This is a genomic window from Pseudomonas sp. PLMAX (assembly GCF_046042685.1).
GTDB lineage: Bacteria > Pseudomonadota > Gammaproteobacteria > Pseudomonadales > Pseudomonadaceae > Aquipseudomonas > Aquipseudomonas putida_AE.
The window spans coordinates 5,821,214-5,843,868 of record NZ_CP064949.1; the positions used below are offsets into that span (position 1 = coordinate 5,821,214).

The window sequence follows — 22,655 nt, forward strand, 5'->3', positions numbered from 1 at the left end:
CTACCTCGAGGAGACACGAAACAAATGTCACAACTCAGTATCGGATTCATCGGCCTCGGCACCATGGGTGAGCCTATGGCCACTCGCTTGGCACAAGCAGGTCTGAACCTCACTGTATTCGACCTAAATGAGGCTGCTGTAGACCGCCTTGTTGCGCTTGGAGCAAAACGTGCCGACAGCCCTGCTGCCGTTGCATCGCAAGCGGAAGTTGTCTTCGCAAGTCTGCCTACTCCTGATGTAGTTCAGAAGGTTGCCCTAGGTGATCAAGGTGTAAGCAGCGGAAGTAAAGTCCGCATTTTCGTGGATCTCTCCACCACAGGCCCTCGCACCGCCAAGCTGGTCGCCGAAAGTCTCGAAAAAAAAGGCATTGTCGCTGTTGACTGCCCTGTGAGTGGCGGCGCAGCAGGAGCTGCGAAGGGCACACTCGCGCTCATGGCTTCGTGCCCTACAGCCATATATGACGAAGTTAAACCGATCTTGGATAACCTCGGGAAGCTGATTTTTTGCGGTGAGGCGCCTGGTCTCGGCCAGACCATGAAGCTGGTTAACAACCTAGTCTCGCTGACGGCGTTGGCAGTGTCGTCAGAAGCTCTCGTTATGGGCGTTAAGGCAGGACTTGATCCTCAAATCATGCTCGATGTTTTCAACGCTGGCAGCGGCCGAAACAGTGCGACGGCCGACAAAATTCCACGTGCAGTTCTTCCCAGAACCTTCGACTTCGGGTTCACCACTGGCCTCTCGCTCAAAGACACTCGTTTGTGCCTTGACGAGGCAGAAGCCATGGGCGTACCGATGCCCGTTGGCAGTGCTGTTCGACAAGTCCTCAACATGACCCGTGCAGCCTATGGCGATAACGCCGACTTCACCCGCATCGTCTGCCTGTTCGAACAGTGGGCTGGCGTTGAAGTACCCACCCGTCCCAAACCGTAATCAAGCGAGACACCATGAACAACGAACTGTTTGAGAAAGGCTTTGCCAACCGTAAGGCCGTGCTAGGTGACATCCATGTTGAAAAATCGTGGGCAGCAGCTGACGAGTTCAACAAGCCGATGCAAGCTCTTGTCACCGAGTACTGCTGGGGCGCCATTTGGGGCGACGACGCTCTTCCGTTCAAGACTCGTAGCATCATCAACATTGCGATGCTCACAGCCATGAGCCAACATCATGAACTGGGTGTGCATGTGAAAGGCGCACTTACAAATGGTGTCACTAAAGAGGAAATTCGAGCTGTGCTCATGCAGGCCGCAATCTATGGTGGTGTCCCGTTGGCTCTCGCCGCATTTCGAGTAGCCAGCGAAGCCATCAAAGCTTGGGAAGCTGAACATAACGCTTGATGCTGCATGAAGCATCGCTCACCGGAGCGGTGCTTCAAAAGTGACGATGGATATCACAGCAAGGAGTCCTCCATGATCAGCCTGCTATTCCATGACCTTGTCGCCCTTGGCCATTCGCCATCACACCTTGTACTTTCCACTCAGCGGCTAAACTAGACAGTCTCCGCCCTTTCAGAGATAAGAGTGTTACCTGACACTTTATGTGGCACAGCTGCCCAATCTGCAATTGGCGACGAGCAAAACAATGTACAAGAGGCCGAAGAATCGGCTCAGATTTTAGAGGCTCCAAGCCCATGTCCAGAGCTCTATTACACGCTGACAGCAGCAACCATGATGCTATCCAGGTATTCCTTTTGGGATCCCGCCTGCAGCCGCCTGAAACCACAGGAGTAATCTGCCGCTCCCGACTTGCCAAGCGCTTTGGTGACTCTGGTGATGCCGTCTTGGCGCTAATTCAGTCACCTCCTGGCTATGGCAAAACTTGTTTTATGGCCCAGCAGTATCATTCGCTGAGGCAGCATCACCATAGGGCGGCCTGGCTATCTCTCGATGCCGACTGCCGAGACTTGCCGATTTTCATCGCCCACTTGAAAGGTGCCCTGGAGTTGGCTGAAACCCCGGAGCTATTGATCGAGCAGCTCTCCCGCATCGGTGAAGAAAACCTGCAGCAAGCCTTTAGCTCAACCATTAGGCTCATCCGGTCGCAGCCTACTCCCCTCTACGTTTTTGTAGACGACGTTCATCACCTCGCAGGTAGCGACTCTGTACGAGCGCTTTCGATGTTGGTAGACCACGCTCCTCCAGGACTCCATTTCATTCTTTCGTTTCGCGGCGAACCATGCATGTCGGTTGCCCGCCAGAGGATGCACGGTCAGGTATATGACGTAGGCTCAAGGGATCTGAAATTCACTCAGCCCGAAACGGCAAAGCTCATGGAGCGGCACGGAATTGCGCAGCTAGATCAGGCCCATCTGGACATTCTCGAAACTCGTTTGGAAGGCTGGGCTGGCGGCCTGAAACTGGCCGCAATGCTGCTCCAGCGGGATCCTGATCTACTCGAAAATCTTGCCAACTTCACTGGAGAGCGCCGACAGTTCGCCGATTTCTTCCTTCAGGACGTGCTATCTCGGCAAACACAGTCCATTCAAAATTTCCTTCTCCAGAGCGCGATTCTTGATCGATTAAGCATCCCTCTCTGCAATTTCCTAACGTCGAGCAACGACGGTTTGGAGCTTCTGCGAGAGTGCGAAACCAAAGGTCTGTTTTTGCTACCGATGGATGATGAACAGCGGTGGTATAGGTACCATCCTTTGTTCGCGGAGTTCCTACGTCGACATCTACGTGAAAGCAATCCAAGTCAATTTGAGCAGCTCAATCGAAGAGCCAGCGATTGGTTTGCAGACAACGGTCACTATGTCGAAGCTTTCAACCATGCGCTTAGTGCTGGCGACGCGATGCGTGCTGCGGAAATAATGGACGCCCACTGCGACTTTATTTTCGGAAATGAGTCCACTGCCGATCTCCTTGCTGAAAAGCTCCCGAAGCATATTCTCGAACGCTTCCCTCGGATTGTATTGGCCCAGACCTGGCGCCTTCTAATGGGCTGGCATTTTGAGACTAGCAAAAAGCAGTTGGAGGTTGCTCGTCAGCGCATCCAGCAACTCAAGACAGAGGACAGCGTTTCGGAATCGGAGCTGACCTCATTAACCCACCATCTGCTGCATCGTGAAATGATGTTCGCCCTCACGTCAGATGAGATGCAAAAGGTAGAAGAACTCGCTAGAACACTGATCGATGAGTTCGACGATGCCCCTCCACTGGTTCGGGCAAGCTTGTATTCAGCATTGATATACACCCGCCGGGAGCACTACAAGCTTGGCGATATCGAGCGATTAAATACTCAAGCGACGGAGTTCCTAAAGTGTCTCGATAATCCAGCAGGAAAACTCGCCCACCAAGCGATTCTGGGCCCGTCTCGGTTCGTCGCTGGGCGCGTTCACGTCGCCCTTCAGTCAATGACTGATACGCTAAAGCAAGCGGAGCGCATTGTGGGAAAAGGCTCCCCTCTTGCCGCCGCCGTCGCCATGCATCTTGCGAAGATTCACTATGAACGTGATGAGCTCCCGCAGGCCCGGAAACTTCTTGAAGATTACCTCCCTCAGATACACGGTCTGGGGTTCGTAGATCAAGCAATCGCAGGGTGGCTGACCAGGGCGCGCCTCTCGATGATTGATGGCGACGCCGCTACTGCGTTCCAAATGCTCGACGAAGCAGACATCTTCGCCCAAAAGCACAATTTTGAACGACTCCGTCTTTTCTCACTCGCAGAGCGATTGAAGTGGCTGCTTCGTCAGGGCAACACCGACGCCGTTATTAAACTTGGTCGAAAACACGAGCTACGGGTGCCCGCCAGCCAGGTAGCGCCACACCACTCAATCACAACCCGAGATGAAGCTCGAGCTCTCGCCTGGGTTCGAGTGGCCCAAGCTGAGGATCGCCTTCCTGAGGCACTAAACCTTGCCAAGCAATGGCATCGGTACATGAGCTCTGCAGATGCCATTCGCAGCGTATTGAGGTGGGATCTGATCATCGCTCATTTGTCCTTACTAGCAGGGGATCAGCGAGCGGCATTACGAATTGTTCGACGAGCAATGTTCCAAGCAGCGCCAGGAGGCTTCATCAGAGTGTTTCTTGACGAAGGTGCTTGGCTACACAACTTGCTCCGCGAGCAGCTGCAAAATACCCAGGTCGACGGAGAGCAAACAGACGCGTTTGCTGCTGAGTTGCTCAAGCGCCTACAGACCGACAAAACCCTTGCAGCAAAACCCATCCTTCCTCCGCAGGAGCCGGTAGCAATCGCAGGCTCCCTCAATAGCCGCGAGCTAGACATACTCAAGATGGTAGCGGTCGGTATGCTCAACAGGGAGATTGGCACGAAGCTAGGTATGACCGAAGGTTCTGTGAAGTGGTACCTACAACAGATCTACGACAAGATCGGCATCCGACGCCGCTCCCAAGCGGCCGAGCGTGCACGTCAGTTAGGCATCCTGCGCTGACTACTTATCCCGGCACTATCCATCGATAGGTGCCGGGCTATCCCCCTCTACCTAGCCTCGCCTTAGAACAGCGGCCACCAGTCGGCCGGCACGTCTGTTCGCCTTATAAGCAGCCCACAAGGACAACAACATGCTGCAGACCATCCTGAACGCACTGATCAATCTATCTGTGGGGCGAAAGCTTCTAATAGGATTTGGCTTGGTCTCTGCTCTATCCCTGGCAGCGATTGCTCTAGCCATCCATTCAGCAAATCTGCTCCTAGACGGCAATCGGCAATTTGAAACGATCGCCGAAATAAACCTTCTGTTGCTTCAAGCACGAGGGGCAGAAAAAGACTTTGCGCTCAACCATGACAGCCAAGACGCAAAAGCGCTCTCACTAAAAATGGATAATCTTGGTAAGCGAGTAGACGATCTGTTGACCGAGAGCACGACTGACCACGAGATTCTGCAGGACATCCGCTCTACTGCTGGTTCGTACCGTGGCCAATTCGATCAATTTGTTTTGGATACAGAGAAATCTAAGCAAGCCCTAATAGCAATGCAAAAGCAGGCGGACGAAGCCCGCATCCAATTCGAATTCGTCGAGATGGATATGTACACCGCGCTGCGAGGCAGCATGAGTGCTCAAGAGGCTCTCAACCCGGACACCCTCACTTTTGCTGAGAATGCATCTGCCCTACTCCGCCAGATGATGGCGATTCGGAGCAGCGAATTCTCATTCACTCAGCTTGGCGAAGGAGAAGCGCTGAAAGAGTGGAATGAGCTGATGCAGGGCACAGAGGGAGATGTAGCAAGGCTGCACGAACGTATTGGCCAAGAGCATGACGATATCCTTCAAGCTGCTGAAGAAGCGCTCGCGAACTATCGAACCTCCTTTCAGCATTATGAGGCAAGCCGAAAGGCCAACGAGGTTGGCGCGCAGAAAATGCGAGACCAAGCACAGCGAGTTCTTCGACAAGCAGACGAAGCACTTGCCAACCACAAGCAATGGATGGCCCAACGAGCCGGCATGATTCTGCGCCTCTTGATCATCACCGCACTTGTGATCACCGGACTTGCACTGATCGCGGGTTACACGATCCGCAAGCTAATACTTCCTCCACTACAGCAAGCACTTAACCTAGCCCAGGCGATAGCAAAGGGTGACCTGAGCCATGAAATATCGACGAGTCGTAGTGACGAACTTGGCCAGTTATGCCAAGCGATGGGCGACATGACTACGGGTCTTCGATCGCTCATTCAGCGCATTGTCCAAGGCATTAACCAACTCCACCATTCTGCCCATCAACTGCAACAAGCCAGCTTGCAGAACAGTAGTGGCGCGAAAAGTCAGCAGCAAGTAACGGAGCAAGCTGCCACCGCTACACAGCAAATGGCCTACAGCGCAGAAGCAGTTTTTCGACATGCAGCGGACGCTTCAAATGCAGCTGAGTTAGCTAACCGTGAGGCCAGTGAGGGTGACGAAATCGTACGCCATAGCGCCGATCAGATTAGTCGACTAGCTGAAGACGTAAGCCTATCGATGCAGACCATTCAACGCCTACATGATGGAAGCGATCGTATTGGAAGCGTTCTTGATGTTATCAAAGCGGTAGCAGAGCAAACGAATCTCTTAGCTCTAAACGCAGCAATCGAGGCTGCCCGTGCAGGTGAACAAGGTCGCGGGTTCGCCGTTGTCGCTGACGAAGTTCGGGCACTCGCAATGAGGACTCAAGACTCCACCAGTCAGATTGAAGCACTCATCGCTGGATTACAGTCGCTGTCCGAGCAAGCGGTCAAGCAGATGGCCAATAGCGCTCAGCTCAGTCAGGAAGTAGCAGAACAGGGAGAACGCGCGCGAGTTGCAATTTCAAGGATCACAGTAGCAGTTAGCAGCATCCAGTCACTCAACTCACAGATAGCCTCGGCAGCCGAAGAACAGAGCTCAGTTGCTGGGGAGATCAGTGAAAATGTTGACCGAGCTCGGATGATCACTGACCAAGGCGTGGCCGCGACAGACAGCATTGCTCAGTCCAGCGCCGAGCTGGCACACCTTGGTGGAGAACTGCAGCAGTTGGTTCGTCAATTTCGGATTTGACGGAGCTATCTTTGGGTAGGAGTACGAACTCGAAATCAGGGTGACTATTCGGCTCCCAGCTGAGCTACTCGATCCCTTTCAGGCTGGTTTTTAGGAGCGATCTCGCACTTGTGAGCAGAGATCGCTCCTTTTTTTTGTCTCGTCATTACAAACAGCTCTTCATTTCGCACGCTATCCATGGATAGGTGCCCCCTCCATCAAACCATTCCTAACATCGCCTCAAGCTCTACCAATTCCAATTCAATAAAAATAACAGGACTCAGCAATGAGCAGCGCCTACGATGTCGTTACTGTGGGGTCTGGCCATAACGGCCTGGTCGCAGCCGCCTACCTCGCGGCTGCTGGTAAAAGAGTTTTAGTCCTCGAAAGAAATGAGTGGTTTGGTGGCGGCGTCGTCACTCGCGAGCTCACCGTCCCGGGGTTTCGCCACGACCAACACAGCGTCGGCCACATTTTCATCCAGGCAAACCCACTCATTCGCAACGACGAGCTTGGTCTGCTCAGCAAATATGGCCTGAAGTATATCTACCCTGAAGTACCGCTGATCTCGGTATTTGCAGATGGCAGTACGATCAACTTGTACCGCGATCGTCAGAAAAACTATGAAGAACTCGCAAAGTTTTCACAGAAGGACGCCGAAGCCTATCTGAAATTCTCAGAGATTGCGGCTCACTACCTACCTATGCTACTCGGCACTCTGTATTCCGCCCCGGTACCCATGGGCGCCCAATTCGCGATGATGGATCAAAGCCCGGAAGGTCGTGAGATGTTTGCGACCATGATGAAGAGCAGCTGGGAAATCATTTGTGAGTGGTTCAGCCACGAGAAGATCAGGCTGCACTTCGCTCGAATGGTTGGCGAGAACCTCGCCAGCCCCGAAGAGCTGGGTTCCGGCATTAGTCTCTTCATGTTCTTGGGCTTCATGGAAAAGTATGGCGTCGGTATTCCTGTCGGCGGTAGCGGTGCCCTTACCGAAGCTTTGATTCGATGCATTGAAGACCACGGCGGCGAAGTACTGGCTTCCGTCGATGTCGCCAAAATTGAGACGCGAGGAGGAAGAGCAGTAGGTGCTCGCACCCACGACGGACGTACCTTCGAGGCGCTCGATGGTGTAATCGGGGGTATTCATCCGCACCTGCTTCGCAGCTACCTCGATGATGCAGGCGTGGCGCCAGTGGTATTTGATCGCGCCGAGCGAACCCAAACCTCTCCCTGCGCCTGCATCACGATACACGCGGCATTGAATGAAAAGCTGCAATTCAAAGCAGGCGAGCACGTTGAAAAAGCAGCTTTCATCGAACTCTTGGGGGTGAATCTGGAGCAGTTCCGTCGCTCATTTGACGATGTCCGTTACAACCAGCTCCCCAGAGATCCGCTAATAGCCCTCGCCTCTCCCACCAACATCGATCCAAGCCGCGCACCAGCGGGCAAGGCAACAATGCACGCGTGGGCATATGTACCCTTCCAGGTTGAGCAAAACGCTCCCGAATACTGGGACGAAATCAAAGAGAGTTATGCAGAAGAGCTGCTCACCAAGATGCGCCCGTTCTTCCACAACCTCGACAGCAGCCTGATCATCTCGATGCACGTTGACACCCCTCTGGACATGCAGCGCACGTCGCCTAGCTTCCAACGCGGAGATCTACACGGCATTGCTGGTTACCAACATCAGTTCGGTGCTCACCGCCCTACTCCAGACCTTGGGCGCAACACCGTACCTGGGCTGGAACGCTTCTACCTGGTCGGGCCGTTTCAACACCCGGGAGGTGGCGTATTCGGCGCAGGCCGAGCGACCGCCATGCGCATGTTTGATGACCTCAAAATGAACTTCGGAAAATTCAATAAGGTGGCGTGATGAAGCTCTATTCCCCTGACGGGAGCGAATTAATGAAGATCGAAATGCTGGAGCGAGAGGGCGAAGTCTTGCTTCTTCGGGGCACAGCCTTTGGCGCCATGCCGATCACCGCAAAACTGAGCCCACAGGAAATGCGTGGTGGATTTAGTCTGCTAAACCTCAGGCTCGTTTGCTTTCTCATCAGCATGCTTTTCCGCCGCTAAGGAGTACCTATGCAACTCTCTTCCAACAAACAATTGGCACTCGACTATATGCGGCACATGGAGAGTGGCAAAACCTCCGCCGCGCTAGCCTTAACCAGTGATGATGCCCGTTTCTGGATGCCTGGCCCAGGGGATCTGAGCAAAGGACAAATGGCCGCGCTCTTCGAACAAATTGGCCCGCTGATCCTAAGCATGCGTCTAACGATCCACGGCGCAATTGAGGAGGGAGATCGGGTTGCGATAGAAGCCAGTGGACTCGCTCAGCTTGCCAACGGTAAGGAGTACGCCAACAACTATCACTTCCTTTTCGTCATCCGTGAAGGACAGATCGTAGTAGTGAAGGAGTTCGCCGACACCGCTCCTGCTGCAGTAATTTTCGAACAGTAGCCTCAACGCCGGACGGCGCAATGTCGTCCGGCCCGCTCGATGCGCAGCCGTTTCTCTCCCAAAGCCCCCTCCTGCCAATACCAAAAAATCCTTCATCAGTGGCTAACGATCGAGAGGAGGTTTGTCCTGCGAGCTGTTTCTGCCTCCGTTTGTGCGCCTGTTTTTAACACACGTATCCGGCACCTCACCTCAATAGCAGGTTCGTCATGTTGGAAACGTTGGGCCGCTTATCCTGCAAAAAACACTATCTGTTGATAGGTGTTCCCGAACCTGACGCTCTAGACAATTTCCATGCCTGCTTAATAAACCGCTGATCTCGCGGAATAAAAACAAGGAACAGGAGAGCTTCCGTGCCCTACCTATTGCTCCATGCAGCCGTATATCAAAAACCCGCCCGCAAAAGATTGGCCAGTTCGCTCAATTTTTTTTCCAGCTACTAGGTTGGATACTGCCCATGAAACGACGCACTTTTCTAAAGACAAGCTTCGCAGGTATTGCGGTGCCGGCGCTGTGTGGCACCTCAGGTTTGAGTCTTGCGCAATCACTTAGCGAATGGGTTGGAGAGCGACCTACCGCTGTTATTTCAGACGCCAGGTTTCCCTACTGCCAGCGTTTCGGAACAGCCGCTAGCGAAGCAGGTATCCGACATTTTTCGGTCGACGGTGACATTACTGGGATTTGGTTCAAACACCTGGATCCCATGTGGCGTAAGAGTCAGCCCGTCATCATTGGCATGACGGCTCACCAGCCGCTGTTCGTTCTTGAACGCCTCGGATGGGATAGAGGTATGCGTGTAGTGCTGCGTGTAGAACACGAATGGCTACCTGACGGCACGGTTCATCACCGCCTTGAAGCACCTACGCACCAGCTGCCGCAAGTCGAGGCGCTACTGACAGATGCCTCCGATTGGAGCGAACGCTTGGCCAGATTAGGCGCCAACTGCAACTGGAGCCATCAGGGCATGTGCACTACAAGTCAGGCCCGTGCACCAACCCCCAATCTACTTGAAAACGCATCAGCCCCCTTAGTCACTTGGATCATGGCTCCAGCACGAGCTGTGTGACTGCAATCCAACAATTACAAGAAGAGGATCTTCAAATGCGCCAACCTCCCGGCATCAGCAAACACGACTTCGAAGAAGTCGTTCGCCAATTCCAAGAGGCCGTTGGGAAGGAATGGGTATTCACTAGCGAAGAGGATCTCAACCTATATCGAGATGCCTACTCACCGTTCCGGGGAGAAGCCGAAGAGAGGGTTGCATCGGCTGCGGTCGCCCCCGCCTCAACGGAAGAAGTGCAGGCGGTGATGCGGATTGCCAATCGGTACAAGATTCCGATGTACCCCATTTCCACCGGTAAAAACTTGGGATATGGCGGCTCCGCTCCTGGATACTCAGGATCTGTAGTACTCGATCTCAAGCGCATGAGTCGCGTGATTGAGGTGAACGAGAAGCAGGCGTACTGCGTAGTGGAGCCAGGAGTCAGCTACTTCGACATGTATCGCCACCTCCAAGAAAACAACATCAAACTTTGGATCGATGTACCTGATCCAGGTTGGGGCAGCATGATGGGCAATGCCTTGGATCGTGGCGCAGGCTACACAGCGGCTCAGTACCGAAACCACTTTGACGCACATTGCGGTATGGAGGTTGTCCTCGCAGATGGCACGCTGATGCGCACCGGTATGGGAGCGATGCCGGGAGCCAAGACTTGGCAGACATATAAGTCGGGATTTGGGCCGTGGATTGATGGAATCTTCAGCCAGTCCAATTTTGGTGTCGTCACCAAAATGGGATTCTGGTTGATGCCGGAGCCAGAAGCTTTCCTCAAAGGTTCGGTTCATTTGCCACGCTACAAAGACATGATCCCTCTAGTAGACATCATGACTCATCTTGAAAACTCCAAGGCCTTCACTGGCTATCCAGACTTCTTTAGCCCTGTGCTTGGAACTCCTAGCCTTGCAGGTCTCCATGACTTTCTCGTTAATGGCCCAGAGCCGAGAGATGATGAGTACATGCATCTGTTCCAGAGCGGAGCAAAGCCTGAAGAGTATGAGGGATACGGACTACGCAACAAACTTCCTTTCTGGACATGCGACTTCACCTTCTACGGGCCAGAGAAAGTAATTCGGGCGCAATGGGAACACGTCCAAGAGAGCTATCGAAAAGCCATCCCTGATTCGACATTCGAAGAGAAAGAGTTCTACAACCTCCCGCTCACCGAGCAGCAAAAGGAAACCGTGCAATATCCAGCGCAGTTCGGCATCCCAACTATGCGAACATTCGCAATTGGCGCACGCTCAAAGTGGAGTCCTGCACCACCTTCAGATGGCCATGCCTGGTTTTCTCCAGTGATCCCTCGCGATGGTGCCGAAGTCCTGCGTATCAACGAGATCCTGGGCAATGCAGCGCGAGAACTGGGTGTGCCGCTGTTTTACGCCATGAACGTTCCGGTGCCGTCTTGGGAAAGGTCGTTCGTCTTCATTCTTCCATTCTTCATCACGAAGGATCCAGTGAAGAACAAGAAGTCCCGCGAGGCCTTCAATAAGCTGGTAAAGATCGCTGCAGAGAATGGATGGGGTGAGTACCGCACTGGATCTGTCTTCCAGGATGAAGTGATGGACACCTATTCCTTCAACGATCATGCGCTGTTGCGATTCCACGAAAAGGTTAAAGACGCGATCGACCCCAATGGGATCCTCTCCCCTGGCCGGTATGGAATTTGGCCTAAGCACCTCCGCAAGGAGAAAAAGACATGAGGCTTACAACTACTCTGACTCTCCTCGCACTTTACCTGGCCCCTACCTTGGGCGTCTGGGCCAGTGAGCAACCCGACGGCCAAAAAGTCTTCGAGAAATGGTGTATGCCATGCCACGGTAAGGGCAATAACTACCCAGGTACTGTTGCCTTGGAGGCGCGCTATAAAGGCGCGCTTCCAGGGCCTCTGCAAGAGCGTGTAGACCTGACACCTGAGATCGTGAAGTACTTTGTGCGCAACGGGATTTCCGTGATGCCGTTTTTCCGAAAAACGGAAATCAGCGACACCGAGCTGGATGCGTTGGCGAAGTATCTACAGAAGCAACCTGAGCAGGCATCTAAGTGATAGAGGTCGCGCGCCTCTGCATGGTGTCAGAGGGTATTCATGCTTTCGCCCGCGATCACCGCTGCCCTTCATCATACGTCGTGCCAAGCAGCCACTTCATACACAGCGAGGGCCACCTGAGATGTACAGATAACAGGGCGCGAAGCACCGCTGCTGACGATTTCTATCCTTCGATAGGTGATAGGCGATCCTCATTCGGAGAACTTCTACTGACACCTCTGGGCCAAACAGCGGCGTTGGGCGTGCGTAACTTCTGCGGTCAAAGAAGTACAAGTTCAACCGCTCCAAGTGCGCTGACCGAATTTATCGCTAACCACTTAAATTCAGGTCAGTGATTGTGACATTCTCGTCCAAATCGGAGACTACTGATGAAAAACAATAAAAAATTATCAGCCTTAACTTTTTGCCTTTCAACTCTTTTGGCTCACCAGTCCATGGCAGCCGTAAGTCCTGCAGAGGCAGAAAAACTTAAAAGTGAGTTGACCCCAGTCGGAGCCATTAAAGCAGGAAATGCCGATGGCTCGATCCCGGAATGGACAGGAGGTTTAGCTAAAGGCGGCAATCCACAGAACTCTTCCAATCTGACACGCCCTAGCCCGCTTTTCCCTACTGAAAAGCCAATTTTCACGATTACTTCTGCCAATGTGGGACAGTATGAAAGCAAGCTGACCGACGGCGCCAAGTATCTGCTGAAGAATTACCCCGACTATAAAATCAATGTGTACAAGACTCATAGAATTGGAGCCGCGCCTCAATACTTCTATGACCAATCAATCAATAATGCCACCAATGTCACCATGACCAACTCAATAATGTCTATGGAACATTACCAAGGCGGCATTCCTTTCCCCATTCCTAAAACTGGGGAGGAAGCTATTGCTAGCATGAAGTGGAACTGGCGGGGTGGAGACTCCACACTTGAAGCCAGCACCTGGTTTGTGTCTTCTTCTGGCAAACGCGCATTGACATCTGCAAACATTGTTAACATGACGACGCCATACAATTACCCGCCAGGTCGTGAGAACAAACTCGATAAAAAATTGTGGGGTGGATCACTGATCACCGCTACAGCACCCGCCTTTTCAGCTGGCGAAAAGCAAGTAGTCAATATCCCCGCTGACCCGATCACTACGCAAACCAACGCTTGGGTATACCTTGCTGGGCAGCGTCGGCTACGCAAAGCGCCTAATGTCCAATACGATGTACCCAACAACTTTACCTCTGGGCTTACAAACTTCGACGACTCCTGGGGCTTCAGCGGTGCCACCGACCGCTATGACTGGAAGCTGATTGGAAAGGAAGAACGTTACGTTCCTTACGAAGGCAATGTGCTGGTGAATACCAAACCAGAAGTTCTTTTGGGTGAAAAATTCATTAATCCAGAAGCAATGCGCTGGGAACTTCATCGCGTTTGGATCGTAGAAGCAACGTTGAAACCTGGTGCCCGCCACGTAGTACCGAAACGCCGTCTTTACATCGATGAAGATACTTGGACAATCCTCACCAGCGACCTTTGGGACGCTAAAGGGCAACTCTGGAAAAGCATGCAGCTCCCGCCGCTTACCTATCCAGAAATGTCGCTCACCCTTTCCGTCCCTCTCATTATCTACAACTACCAATCTCGTGATTACGCGGTGATGAACGCAATGAACGGTGATAAGGAAGGTATGAGCTTCGCCGAACTTCCAGCAACCATGTACACCCCACAATACCTGGAGCGCACGGGTGTAAGATAAGTAGCTTAATCTTTCCTGTACGCGCCTAGCAGTACTCGCTGCTAGGCGCGTTTTTCATTCATATTTGGCGCCGATTCTTTCGGAAAACCAAGTACCAAGGTCTGAAGTTGTTCGATAGCCAGTTCAGCTTCTAGCCGTGCCTTGTACTTGGCTAGGAGAAACGCTCTTGGCGCAAACGCTGAGCTGCCAGTCAAACTCCTATACCTTCATGTACTAGCACGTTGATACGGTCGGCGAGCAGATAAACATAGTTGCGCTTCGCCGCACTGATCACAGCCACAACGGTCAGAAGCAGCCGGAGGACGGAGCGATAGCAAATGAGTAGCTATGCTTGGTCTACTGCCGGAACTGATTGAGTAGACTGGACTGTCCGTTCATCGTGTATAAACCCCTTCAGCGGTCAGCCGACTGTCACAATGCCTGCCCTAGTCAGGGATAGAGACAGAACTAGGAATGTTATCCCTCACGCCTGTGAAGGCGTTATCAGCCCACTCGGGGTCTATTTAGAGTTAGGCCAAAAGAGGAGTCCGCCATGACCGAAGTCGATCGCCTCAGGTATCTGCGCGTCGTTCTGGTTTTGGCTGGGCTCGCGTGCCTCGCGCTCTACCCACTTATGTTGTTCTGGCCGTCCGGCTGGGCCTGGCACGTCGGTCACTCGGATTACCCGATGATGATCGTTGGCCTCTACGCCACACTTGGCGTGTTCTTGATCCTGGTCGCACATGATCCATTAGCCAATCTGAGCCTGATCTGGTTCACCGTGTGGTCTAACGCCGTGCACGGAGCAATCATGGCCGTCCAGGCGGTCGCCCAATCGGGGCAAATGGGGCACTTGGCAGATGAAGTGCCGGCGCTCTTCATCGTGGCGATTGCCTTGGCAATCTTGACGCCCCGCTCGCAATTGACCGCTAAGCCCCGAACACACGATGGAGCCTAAACCACTCGATCCAATTGAGGCTTAGTCCGCTCCGCAGACTCGAACAAGAGAAGCTGGCTGCTCTTTTGGCGGGGCGCAGCTATCCCAGGCTGGCCTTCACATGACATAGCAATCGTCAAAGGCCAGAGACACGTAGAGATCGGCCTCATTTGAGGCCCCCTGAGAAACGCACTCTAGCGGACGCGAATGCAGATGCCCTACAAAGCTAGCCATTTCCCGAACAAAACAGCACTCAGCCAATCAAGGAAAACGAGGCCAACCTGGAACTCCTGGCGGTAATGCACAGGGATAGCTGCCGTACTGGCACCCTGGGGGATAGGAGGCATAAACAACGCTTGCTGCACGCGATGGCTGATTCAAGATAGCCAGCGCGAAAAGCGCGAGGAAAGACAGACCTGTGACGGTGAAGAACATTTTTTTTATTTTCATGGCAGCGCTCTCGGCAGTGCTTGGAGACTCGATTACACCGCCGCTGGAGGCTACGAAAACCTATCTTTAGAAAGCAGATAGCACCGTTTATCGCTTTTGATCTGCATCATCAATGTGATCTGGCCAGTCGAGCCGGTTGCGAATGGTGGCAAGAAACGAAGGCGCCCCCAAAATCGGGGGCGCGTTCTTTTATGCACGTTGACTCGCAGTTATGCCACACGCGGCTGTATCAATGCGGAAAACCGTGGAGCAAGCGCTGCATCGCAGGATCTTCCTCAACCTTCGTCCCAACCTTCTTCTCAGAAATCTCTTGGGCTTCATTTGCTAGTGGACGAGCAGCCGGTTTCAGTAGGAAGCTCGCTAAGGCTGGGAGCAAGATGAGTGCCCCCAACATGTTCCACAGGAACATGAATGCTAAAAGGACGCCCATGTCCGCTTGGAACTTGATCGGAGAAAGCGACCAGGTAGCAACACCAATCGCCAATGTCGCACCAGTTAGCAATACGACCCGGCCGGTAAATAGCAGCGAACGGTAATAAGCCATCGACAGAGACTCTCCACTGCGGAGATGTGCTAGTAAGATACTCAGGACGTAGAGCGCATAGTCGATGCCAATACCTACCCCCAATGCGATCACCGGCAACGTAGCTACCTTCACACCAATGTCCAGCCACACCATCAACGCCTCAGCGAGGATCGATGTTAGGATTAACGGCAAAATCGCACAGGTAACTGCTCGCCAGGAGCGGAACACAATGAAGCAGAGCAGTATTACCGCGCCATAGACCCAGAACAGCATCTCGCGATTGGCTTTTTCCACCACGATGTTAGTCGCAGCCTCGATGCCCGCAGTGCCTGCTGCCATTTTGAATTGTTGATCGGCAGTATTGTTCTGAGCGGCAAAAGCCTCAACAACACTAACGACACCATTCAATGTCTCGGCTTTATGATCCGTCAGGAATATCCGGAGCATCGACATGTCGCAGGCTTGACTGACGATGGTTGAGGGCGCGTATTTAACCAAGCTGTTGATAACGGCCTGGTTGGGAATGAGGCCGATCCACTTGGGGTTACCCTCGGTCAGCTGGCCAGTCATGATGCCAATGAAGGAAGCAAAAGAATCCGTTGCAGCTACTCCTGGCTGCTGGCGGAGCTTCCACTCTAGACGATCAATTTTCTCCAGCAGGTCATAGCTCATGCACTGTCCAGTAGGAGAAGTGACCATGACGATGAACACGTCACTCGCGTTTCCAAAGTGCGAAGTGATGTAGCCATTGTCCTTGTTGTAGCGAGAGTCAACTCTCAGTTCAGGCGCACCAGGATCCAAATCACCAACCTTGAGTTTGTGACTCACCACAAACCCAAAAAGTCCTAGTGCGAAAGCAATGAACAGGGTTGGCGCGGCTACCTTCCGACGGGTGAACAGATCCAGGAACCGCCACAAAGGATGCCGAATTCCGTCGCTTAGGTCAGACTCCTCGTTGCGCAGGCTCCGCACAGCAGCCCGCTTTCCGACTCCGACGTAACTGAGAACAATCGGCAGCAGGATCAAGTTGGTGAAAATCAGGAATGCCACGCCAATGCTTGCAGTGGTAGCAAGCTGGCGGATCACCTCGATATTGATCAGCAGCAGCACGGCGAAACCTACGGCATCACACGCAAGTGCCACCAATCCCGCCATGAAGAGACGGCGGAAGGTATAGCGTGCAGCGATCAGGCGATGAGTACCTCGACCGATATCCTGCATGATGCCGTTCATCTTCTGAGCGCCGTGACTCATACCGATAGCGAAGACGAGGAATGGAACTAAGATGGTGTATGGATCTAAATCGTAGCCTAGGATGGGAAGTAGCCCCAGAAGCCAGACAACTGCGATTACGGAGCACATCAACACTACAAGCGTGCTTCGCACACAGCGGGTGTAGTTGAACACCAGAGCGCCGGCAATGAGAATCGCGGTGGCAAAGAAGACCAATACTTGACCGAGCCCTTCGATAAGGTCTCCAACCACCTTGGCGAAACCAACCATGTGGATGCTGATTTGATCACTCTGGTACTTCGCACGCACCTGCTCAAGCTTGCGACTGAAATCACCGTAGTCGAGCGGCTTCCCTGTCTCCGTGTCGATATCGAGTAGTGGTACCAGTAGCATGGTCGATTTGAAATCTGGCGCAACAATGCTACCGATCTCCCCCGATCGTTCGATGTTCAGACGCATACGTGCCAAGGCGGCAACCGAACCGTCGTAATTCGAGTCGATCACAGGCCCCTCTTCAATCCCGACTTCAGTGATACCTCGCCAGCGCATGGTCGGCGTCCAAAGGGACTTCATATACGGGCGGTTTACCCCTGCAATGAGATACACCTCGTCACTGATCTTTTGCAATGTGGCCAGATATGAAGCGTCTAGAATGCTGCCCTTTTTGCTCTCCACCACAATCCGCATGACGTTTCCTTGCCCTGCCAGGTCATCCTTGCGAGCAGTGAAGTTCTGTACGTACGGGTGGTCATTCGGAATCATCCGAAGGAAATTTGCATTCAGCTTGAGCCCCGGGAACTGGAAAATGAAAAACACGGTAAGCAGCAAACAGAACAGCAACACATACATTCTGTGATTGAACAGTAAGCGCTCTAACCATGAGCCTGAAGCTCGGTCAAAGTCCCGCAGGTTAGCAATGACGGGTGCTTCTTCGTGAGTAGATTGCATGGTATTACTCCTTGGAAGCCGTCTCGGCCAAAGTAGCCATTGGGATCGTTACAACACCAGCGAGACTCGTCAGGAGAATGTCCCCGCTTGAGGTCTCGGCGGCACCGGTCAAGGGAGCTCCCCATTCAAAGTTAAGCGTTTTGAATACTCGGCCTTTGTCATTGCTAATGTGCACGCGCCCCGATTGATCCAGAAGGAGCACGTCACCATTGCTACGCGCGAAAGCGAAGTTGAGTGTTGCGTTGTTGCTTCCTGGAACCTCTGCCTTGTTCCAGCTAAGGCCTGCGTCATCGGAGACAAACGCATTCCCTCGCAGACCGTAAACTAGAACCCTCTGCTGACCGAGTGGCAACATGCCAAAGTAGCTACCGTCATAAGGAGAGGTAAGAGATTTCAATGTTCCGCCACCATGCTCCGAAAAAAGCGATCCCTGCTCTCCCGCTGCCATGAGCTCGCCAGAAACGCTTTTCAACGCATAGACATGCATACCATTAGGATTGTCGATTTGCTGAGAATAAGCGGCCCAGGTGACCCCACCATCATTGCTATGTAGAGCGAGATTGAACGCGCCAACCACCGTGACGGTATTGCGATCCTCGACTAGCAAATCTAAAAAAGGCTTGTCTGGGCCGTCATCGACCAGACTTTGCGCCCGTAACAACAAGTCTTCTTTGGCGTCCGGCTCCAGTGATGCTGCCTGTTGTCGTGCCTGATCCAAGATGACACTTGCGGCGGTAAAACCGTCGAGCTGTTTCTGCCAGCTCTCGCCGCCATCAGACGTATGAAGCACAACACCCATTTGGCCGATAGCCCAGCCATTATGCTCATCGGCAAATGACACTCCGGTCAGGTTTACACCAACTGGAACCTTGCCATTACGCCAAGTTCGACCCTCATCATCAGAGAGCGCAACGATACCGTGCTCTCCGACTGCGACCAGGCGTCGTCCGCTTCGTGCTACAGCAAATAGCATTGAACGCTCTGGTCTAGCTGCAGGTTCTGCTGGTCGCTCAAGACGTGCTTTCGCGGCATTGAGTATGAGGTCGGAGTCAGCTGTTTGAGCACCCGCCATGGGCGCTGCAAAAGCAGCACCCATGGCGGCCATCCCAGCCATCAACCAGTGAAGCTTAAGGCGCTTCATGTATTTCACCTGCTTTAGGCTGAGTGAGGGTATTGAAGATGACGCCCTTCACAAAGCCGGACGGGTGCCAGTTCTTATTGTTCATGTAACGTCTCTCATCAGAACGAGTAAGCTAAATTCACCATCACGAAGTCTCGATCGTGGTAGGCGTTGTTCTCTTCATCGCCCAGGAACTTCGTATAGCTAATCCCACCTCTCAAATTCGCTAAGTACTTGAAGTTGAGTGCGGCGGATACGTCTCCGCCGTGGGCGGCTCCGGTGACGTTGAAGCCCGGATCGACTGCAGATTTGCCAGTGAAGTTGTAACCCAGGGTGATGGGAGAACTGAGGTCAATAGACGGCAACGCCTGGTACCAGGTCGGTTCGAAAATTCCACGAAAGCCGGCGGCGGTGCGCACGGTGTCATCCTTGTCACGCAGATCGCCGTTCTTGGTCACTTTGTATAAGTGATTTGCGCCAAGCTCGGCTGTCAATGAGGACGTGTCCCAAAGCGGCAAACGAGGCAGCACCCAGATAGTGGATACTTGGGCATGAATGGTCTGTCCTACGGCGTACTCTTGGTTGTGGCGACCATCGACGCTTTGATCGTCGAGGATCACAAGTTTGGTCGCATCGCTGACGAGAGGCATGTTGTCTCGGAAGGAGATTTCGCCCGCAACGTTGGCATCACCAACCTTCGTAGAAGCACTCAGACCAAAGAGCTTGATGTCCTCTGGATAGATGAATCGGTATTCATCCGGCACTGCGACACCAGGCGCAACTGTCGACATATGGAGAAACACCTGTGGCGTCTTGGCATGAAAGCGCAGGAAATACGCACCGTAATCCCAGTCGTTTTCTAGGTCACGGTACTTCAGGGCGATGCCCCACTGGCCGCTGTCACTACGCGGCTTGACGGAATCCCCTCGAGGAACACCAAAGCCTGGAGCCAAAAGCAAGGACTCGCCCCCTTTGAACACCATGTCGCCAGTACTCCAGAAAGTACCGGGCGCTGGAACACGAGTTTGTTTGTATTCAAACTGGTAGTAGCCCTCGACCGAAAGGTTGTCCGTCAACGTGAACGCCGATGAAAGTTGCTCTACAGGAAGGAATACTTCCTTCGCCAGGGTGCTTGGAACGGAGAGTGCTTTGTACGCGTCATTGGGTGCCTGGCCGTTGGCGATCCCGTTCGTTGCCATGAAGAGGCTTTCACCCCAAAGCAAAGTATGCTGCCCAAGCCGCCAGGAGAGGTAATGATCCCCAAAGGCCATTCCGCTATGAATGAATGCATCAAGAATCTCTAGATCCTTGCCCGCCATGTCTTTTGCTTTATCCGTGAACTCATCAGTACCCACAGATGTCATGTTATAAGTGGCAGCTGGAATCGTACGATGGTTTCGCTCATAAACATTGTCATACCAACCAGCGACACTGATGCGAAACCCACTTTTCGCCTCATCTTTCAGGTTGAAATCGAACTCCGAAAGAATGTCAACACGATTACTGATCAGGTCATGTTTATTGAACGCAGCATCACCATCGTTAGTATTAATATTGCCAGTAGCAAAATTAGAAGGGGATTCAGTCCGCTGGCCGACTTGATACTTCAAAGTATTATCCCAGCGAACTTGATAATTCTCAGTATCAGCCAGCGCAGCAGCCTGAGAAACTCCAGCCCCACTTGCTGCCAACGCGGAAATAATTGATGCAAGAGTGGTGCGGCAGATACGTTTTTGTTGTTTTTTCATTTCTATCTACACCCATTGTAGCGATGATAATGAGGTTTATTTATTTATAGCAATGCTTTTCCGAGCTAGCCAAAAATCGACTCTCCGAAATACAGAGCAATAGATCTTTTTAAAAAAACTTCAGAAAATCAACGAAACTCATTCTCATCCTGAGATTACCAAAGGTGAGTTGTTAAAGCTTACGAAACTAGAACAGCGCAAGATCGAAAGTACGACGCCACCAGACGAGGCGACGCGAAAATATGGCAGGCACGGCGGAAAAGCATTCATGTCCTATTTTCCTTGTAGTTTCTGGACAACCCAAGCATTTGGCTTGGCCCCCTCCTCGATACAAAAGATCAAGGAGGGGTACGACTTCACAATTGCGCAATCTTTTCCTATGTTCTCCTATCGAAAGATAGAGATAGGCACCAAACCATCCTTCATCCACGGGAAGCCCTGCCTAGAGCCCTAAACACAAAAAGGCGCCTCATTCGGCAATACCTAGCAGAGCGCCGCCGTCGATCACAATCTCACTACCAGTGATGAAAGAGGACGCTCCTGACGCAAGCAGTAGGGCAAGCCCCTTGATCTCGTCGGGATCAGCAACACGGTGCTGAGGGTTAGATGCCTCTAACAGCCGACGCACCTCGGGATCTCGCACATGGCCATTGGCGATATTGGTTGCGAAAGCACCTGGTGCAATCGCATTTACCTGAATGTTAAAGCGTGCTAATTCAAGAGCAGCCTGCCGCATGAGGTGTGCAGCTGCCGCCTTCGCTGCGAAGTAGGAAGTGCCAACAGCCCCAACATTAATACGACTAGCGATAGAGGTAGTTATAATAATTTTACCACTACACTGGCGCTTCATATGCTTGGCCGACTCTTGCAAAGTATGTAGTACTCCACCAAGGTTAATACCTATATATTTGTTCCAGTGCTGATCAGTAATATTCTCTAGAGCTCCCTCAACGCTACGACTACCATCTTTAGCAATGAAGCCCTCTCCGACGTCAACACCAGCATTGGCGAACACAACATCAATTCGCCCCACATTTGCGATAACTTGATCAAACACTCCGGCAACTGTCGATCTGGTACTGACGTCCATGTTTACCCCTTGAACATCGAGGTTTTTACCCCGCAGACGCTCCACCACAGAAGCTAGTCGAGCAGAGTCTATGTCCGTCAATATCACCCGAGCCCCGTTCTCCGCCATCGCCTCGCCACAGGCCAACCCAATACCACCAGCACCACCAGTTACGATGCAGACCTGCCCCCTTACATCGAAAATTTGTGCCGACTCCATCTCCCACCTCCTTATTTATGAGAATGGCGAGAAATGCCCCCTCACAAGCAGACATAACACCTATCTATCGAAATCAAGTAATGCCACCCATCACGGCTTTACTAGTTTCAGCACCCCACCTGAAATCTACGCAGATTAAATTTAGTCAAACCTATCCTTCGGTAGGTTCGCCCCCACAAAAATTACACTTTTCTAAAGGTTTATTCAAAACATACAAAATTTAAGGAGCTCCAAATGATCTTCACCGTCGCCAACATCAGCAAAATTGAAAGTATTGAGTACAACGAGATCGATAAAGAATTGGACATTACATATATCAACCCTCATCGGGCCAGCGGGGGAAAGCATTTGCAAGTCAAAATCAATAACGGCGCACTGGGTCAGCTGATCAACGAGCTCGCGAAACTGGATCCCACAAAATGGCAGTCATCCGACTCGAAATCCTGAACCAACACATGACAAAGGCCATGTAACCTTACCGGCCTCCATGACAAACGCGCCTACTGCACCCCCGCCAAGCAGATAGACGGTAAGCCCCTTACATCGTGGCATTGAAGCTATCCGAGACCAAAGATAGAACGAGTCTATCTTTCGATAGGTGATACCCATGCAATGTTGCGGGAATTTTAACTCACACCTTCAGGCCACCTAGCAGTGCCAGGAGTGCAAAGCAC

The 22,655-nt window shown here is 52.5% G+C and carries 17 protein-coding genes and 1 pseudogene; 14 read left to right on the plus strand and 4 right to left on the minus strand.

Going from position 1 to position 22,655, the window contains the following annotated elements; all coding sequences use genetic code 11:
• Positions 1-24 precede the first annotated feature (24 nt).
• The 13 genes and pseudogenes from DKB71_RS26450 (at position 25) to DKB71_RS26510 (ending at position 14,689) form a co-directional block, all read left to right on the plus strand.
• Positions 25-930 (plus strand): NAD(P)-dependent oxidoreductase, encoded by a 906-nt coding sequence (locus DKB71_RS26450; protein WP_408598425.1) that lies wholly within the window; start codon positions 25-27, stop codon positions 928-930.
• A gap of 14 nt (positions 931-944) precedes the next feature.
• A complete protein-coding gene (locus DKB71_RS26455; protein ID WP_408598427.1) occupies positions 945-1,334 on the plus strand; it encodes a carboxymuconolactone decarboxylase family protein in 390 nt (129 codons plus the stop codon).
• Positions 1,335-1,627: 293 nt separating this feature from the next.
• The gene (locus DKB71_RS26460) at positions 1,628-4,390 is read left to right on the plus strand and encodes a LuxR C-terminal-related transcriptional regulator (protein ID WP_408598429.1); all 2,763 of its coding nucleotides are present in this window, start codon (positions 1,628-1,630) and stop codon (positions 4,388-4,390) included.
• A gap of 1,012 nt (positions 4,391-5,402) precedes the next feature.
• A pseudogene (locus tag DKB71_RS26465) lies at positions 5,403-5,612 on the plus strand (HAMP domain-containing protein); the annotation flags it as partial.
• Entirely contained in the window at positions 5,607-6,470 is an 864-nt protein-coding gene (locus DKB71_RS26470) for a methyl-accepting chemotaxis protein (protein WP_408601158.1), read from the plus strand. The pseudogene DKB71_RS26465 and the gene DKB71_RS26470, both read left to right, overlap by 6 nt.
• A gap of 265 nt (positions 6,471-6,735) precedes the next feature.
• Positions 6,736-8,325, plus strand: coding sequence for a phytoene desaturase family protein (locus DKB71_RS26475; protein WP_408598431.1), 1,590 nt, complete (start codon positions 6,736-6,738; stop codon positions 8,323-8,325).
• Positions 8,325-8,528, plus strand: coding sequence for a hypothetical protein (locus DKB71_RS26480; RefSeq protein ID WP_408598433.1), 204 nt, complete (start codon positions 8,325-8,327; stop codon positions 8,526-8,528). Before DKB71_RS26475 ends, DKB71_RS26480 begins: the two co-directional genes overlap by 1 nt.
• A 9-nt stretch (positions 8,529-8,537) precedes the next feature.
• Positions 8,538-8,915 carry a nuclear transport factor 2 family protein gene (locus DKB71_RS26485; RefSeq protein ID WP_408598435.1) on the plus strand — a complete coding sequence of 126 codons (378 nt, stop codon included), beginning with the start codon at positions 8,538-8,540 and terminating at the stop codon, positions 8,913-8,915.
• 454 nt (positions 8,916-9,369) lie between these two features.
• Positions 9,370-9,978: a hypothetical protein gene (locus DKB71_RS26490; RefSeq protein ID WP_408598437.1), complete on the plus strand. Its 609-nt coding sequence runs from the start codon at positions 9,370-9,372 to the stop codon at positions 9,976-9,978.
• Positions 9,975-11,672, plus strand: coding sequence for an FAD-binding protein (locus DKB71_RS26495; protein WP_408598439.1), 1,698 nt, complete (start codon positions 9,975-9,977; stop codon positions 11,670-11,672). The genes DKB71_RS26490 and DKB71_RS26495 overlap by 4 nt, the downstream gene beginning before the upstream one ends.
• Positions 11,669-12,016: a c-type cytochrome gene (locus DKB71_RS26500; RefSeq protein ID WP_408598441.1), complete on the plus strand. Its 348-nt coding sequence runs from the start codon at positions 11,669-11,671 to the stop codon at positions 12,014-12,016. The genes DKB71_RS26495 and DKB71_RS26500 overlap by 4 nt, the downstream gene beginning before the upstream one ends.
• 368 nt (positions 12,017-12,384) lie before the next feature.
• Positions 12,385-13,752 carry a DUF1329 domain-containing protein gene (locus tag DKB71_RS26505; protein WP_408598443.1) on the plus strand — a complete coding sequence of 456 codons (1,368 nt, stop codon included), beginning with the start codon at positions 12,385-12,387 and terminating at the stop codon, positions 13,750-13,752.
• Between the two features lie 532 nt (positions 13,753-14,284).
• Complete coding sequence (locus tag DKB71_RS26510) at positions 14,285-14,689, plus strand: DUF6632 domain-containing protein (RefSeq protein ID WP_408598445.1); 405 nt, start codon at positions 14,285-14,287, stop codon at positions 14,687-14,689.
• Positions 14,690-15,347: 658 nt separating this feature from the next.
• On the opposite strand, the gene DKB71_RS26515 is transcribed toward DKB71_RS26510, so the two are convergent.
• The 4 genes from DKB71_RS26515 to DKB71_RS26530 all read right to left on the minus strand — a co-directional run bounded on the left by DKB71_RS26515 (position 15,348) and on the right by DKB71_RS26530 (position 21,981).
• Positions 15,348-17,825 (minus strand): efflux RND transporter permease subunit, encoded by a 2,478-nt coding sequence (locus tag DKB71_RS26515; RefSeq protein WP_408598447.1) that lies wholly within the window; start codon positions 17,823-17,825, stop codon positions 15,348-15,350.
• A 4-nt stretch (positions 17,826-17,829) separates the two neighbouring features.
• Complete coding sequence (locus DKB71_RS26520; protein ID WP_408598449.1) at positions 17,830-18,966, minus strand: WD40/YVTN/BNR-like repeat-containing protein; 1,137 nt, start codon at positions 18,964-18,966, stop codon at positions 17,830-17,832.
• A gap of 98 nt (positions 18,967-19,064) precedes the next feature.
• Positions 19,065-20,693 (minus strand): DUF1302 domain-containing protein, encoded by a 1,629-nt coding sequence (locus DKB71_RS26525; protein ID WP_408598451.1) that lies wholly within the window; start codon positions 20,691-20,693, stop codon positions 19,065-19,067.
• Between the two features lie 469 nt (positions 20,694-21,162).
• Positions 21,163-21,981, minus strand: a complete 819-nt coding sequence (locus DKB71_RS26530) for an SDR family NAD(P)-dependent oxidoreductase (RefSeq protein WP_408598453.1) — start codon at positions 21,979-21,981, stop codon at positions 21,163-21,165.
• 234 nt (positions 21,982-22,215) lie between these two features.
• Here DKB71_RS26530 and DKB71_RS26535 point away from each other — a divergent pair, with 234 nt between their 5' ends.
• Complete coding sequence (locus DKB71_RS26535) at positions 22,216-22,428, plus strand: hypothetical protein (protein ID WP_408598455.1); 213 nt, start codon at positions 22,216-22,218, stop codon at positions 22,426-22,428.
• The last annotated feature ends 227 nt before the right edge of the window (positions 22,429-22,655 follow it).

Coding starts and splice junctions, on each gene's coding strand:
- DKB71_RS26450 (WP_408598425.1), top strand. CDS start 25: ATGTCACAACTCAGTATCGGATTCATCGGCCTCGGCACCATGGGTGAG.
- DKB71_RS26455 (WP_408598427.1), top strand. CDS start 945: ATGAACAACGAACTGTTTGAGAAAGGCTTTGCCAACCGTAAGGCCGTG.
- DKB71_RS26460 (WP_408598429.1), top strand. CDS start 1,628: ATGTCCAGAGCTCTATTACACGCTGACAGCAGCAACCATGATGCTATC.
- DKB71_RS26470 (WP_408601158.1), top strand. CDS start 5,607: ATGACTACGGGTCTTCGATCGCTCATTCAGCGCATTGTCCAAGGCATT.
- DKB71_RS26475 (WP_408598431.1), top strand. CDS start 6,736: ATGAGCAGCGCCTACGATGTCGTTACTGTGGGGTCTGGCCATAACGGC.
- DKB71_RS26480 (WP_408598433.1), top strand. CDS start 8,325: ATGAAGCTCTATTCCCCTGACGGGAGCGAATTAATGAAGATCGAAATG.
- DKB71_RS26485 (WP_408598435.1), top strand. CDS start 8,538: ATGCAACTCTCTTCCAACAAACAATTGGCACTCGACTATATGCGGCAC.
- DKB71_RS26490 (WP_408598437.1), top strand. CDS start 9,370: ATGAAACGACGCACTTTTCTAAAGACAAGCTTCGCAGGTATTGCGGTG.
- DKB71_RS26500 (WP_408598441.1), top strand. CDS start 11,669: ATGAGGCTTACAACTACTCTGACTCTCCTCGCACTTTACCTGGCCCCT.
- DKB71_RS26505 (WP_408598443.1), top strand. CDS start 12,385: ATGAAAAACAATAAAAAATTATCAGCCTTAACTTTTTGCCTTTCAACT.
- DKB71_RS26510 (WP_408598445.1), top strand. CDS start 14,285: ATGACCGAAGTCGATCGCCTCAGGTATCTGCGCGTCGTTCTGGTTTTG.
- DKB71_RS26515 (WP_408598447.1), bottom strand. CDS start 17,825: ATGCAATCTACTCACGAAGAAGCACCCGTCATTGCTAACCTGCGGGAC.
- DKB71_RS26520 (WP_408598449.1), bottom strand. CDS start 18,966: ATGAAGCGCCTTAAGCTTCACTGGTTGATGGCTGGGATGGCCGCCATG.
- DKB71_RS26525 (WP_408598451.1), bottom strand. CDS start 20,693: ATGAAAAAACAACAAAAACGTATCTGCCGCACCACTCTTGCATCAATT.
- DKB71_RS26530 (WP_408598453.1), bottom strand. CDS start 21,981: ATGGAGTCGGCACAAATTTTCGATGTAAGGGGGCAGGTCTGCATCGTA.
- DKB71_RS26535 (WP_408598455.1), top strand. CDS start 22,216: ATGATCTTCACCGTCGCCAACATCAGCAAAATTGAAAGTATTGAGTAC.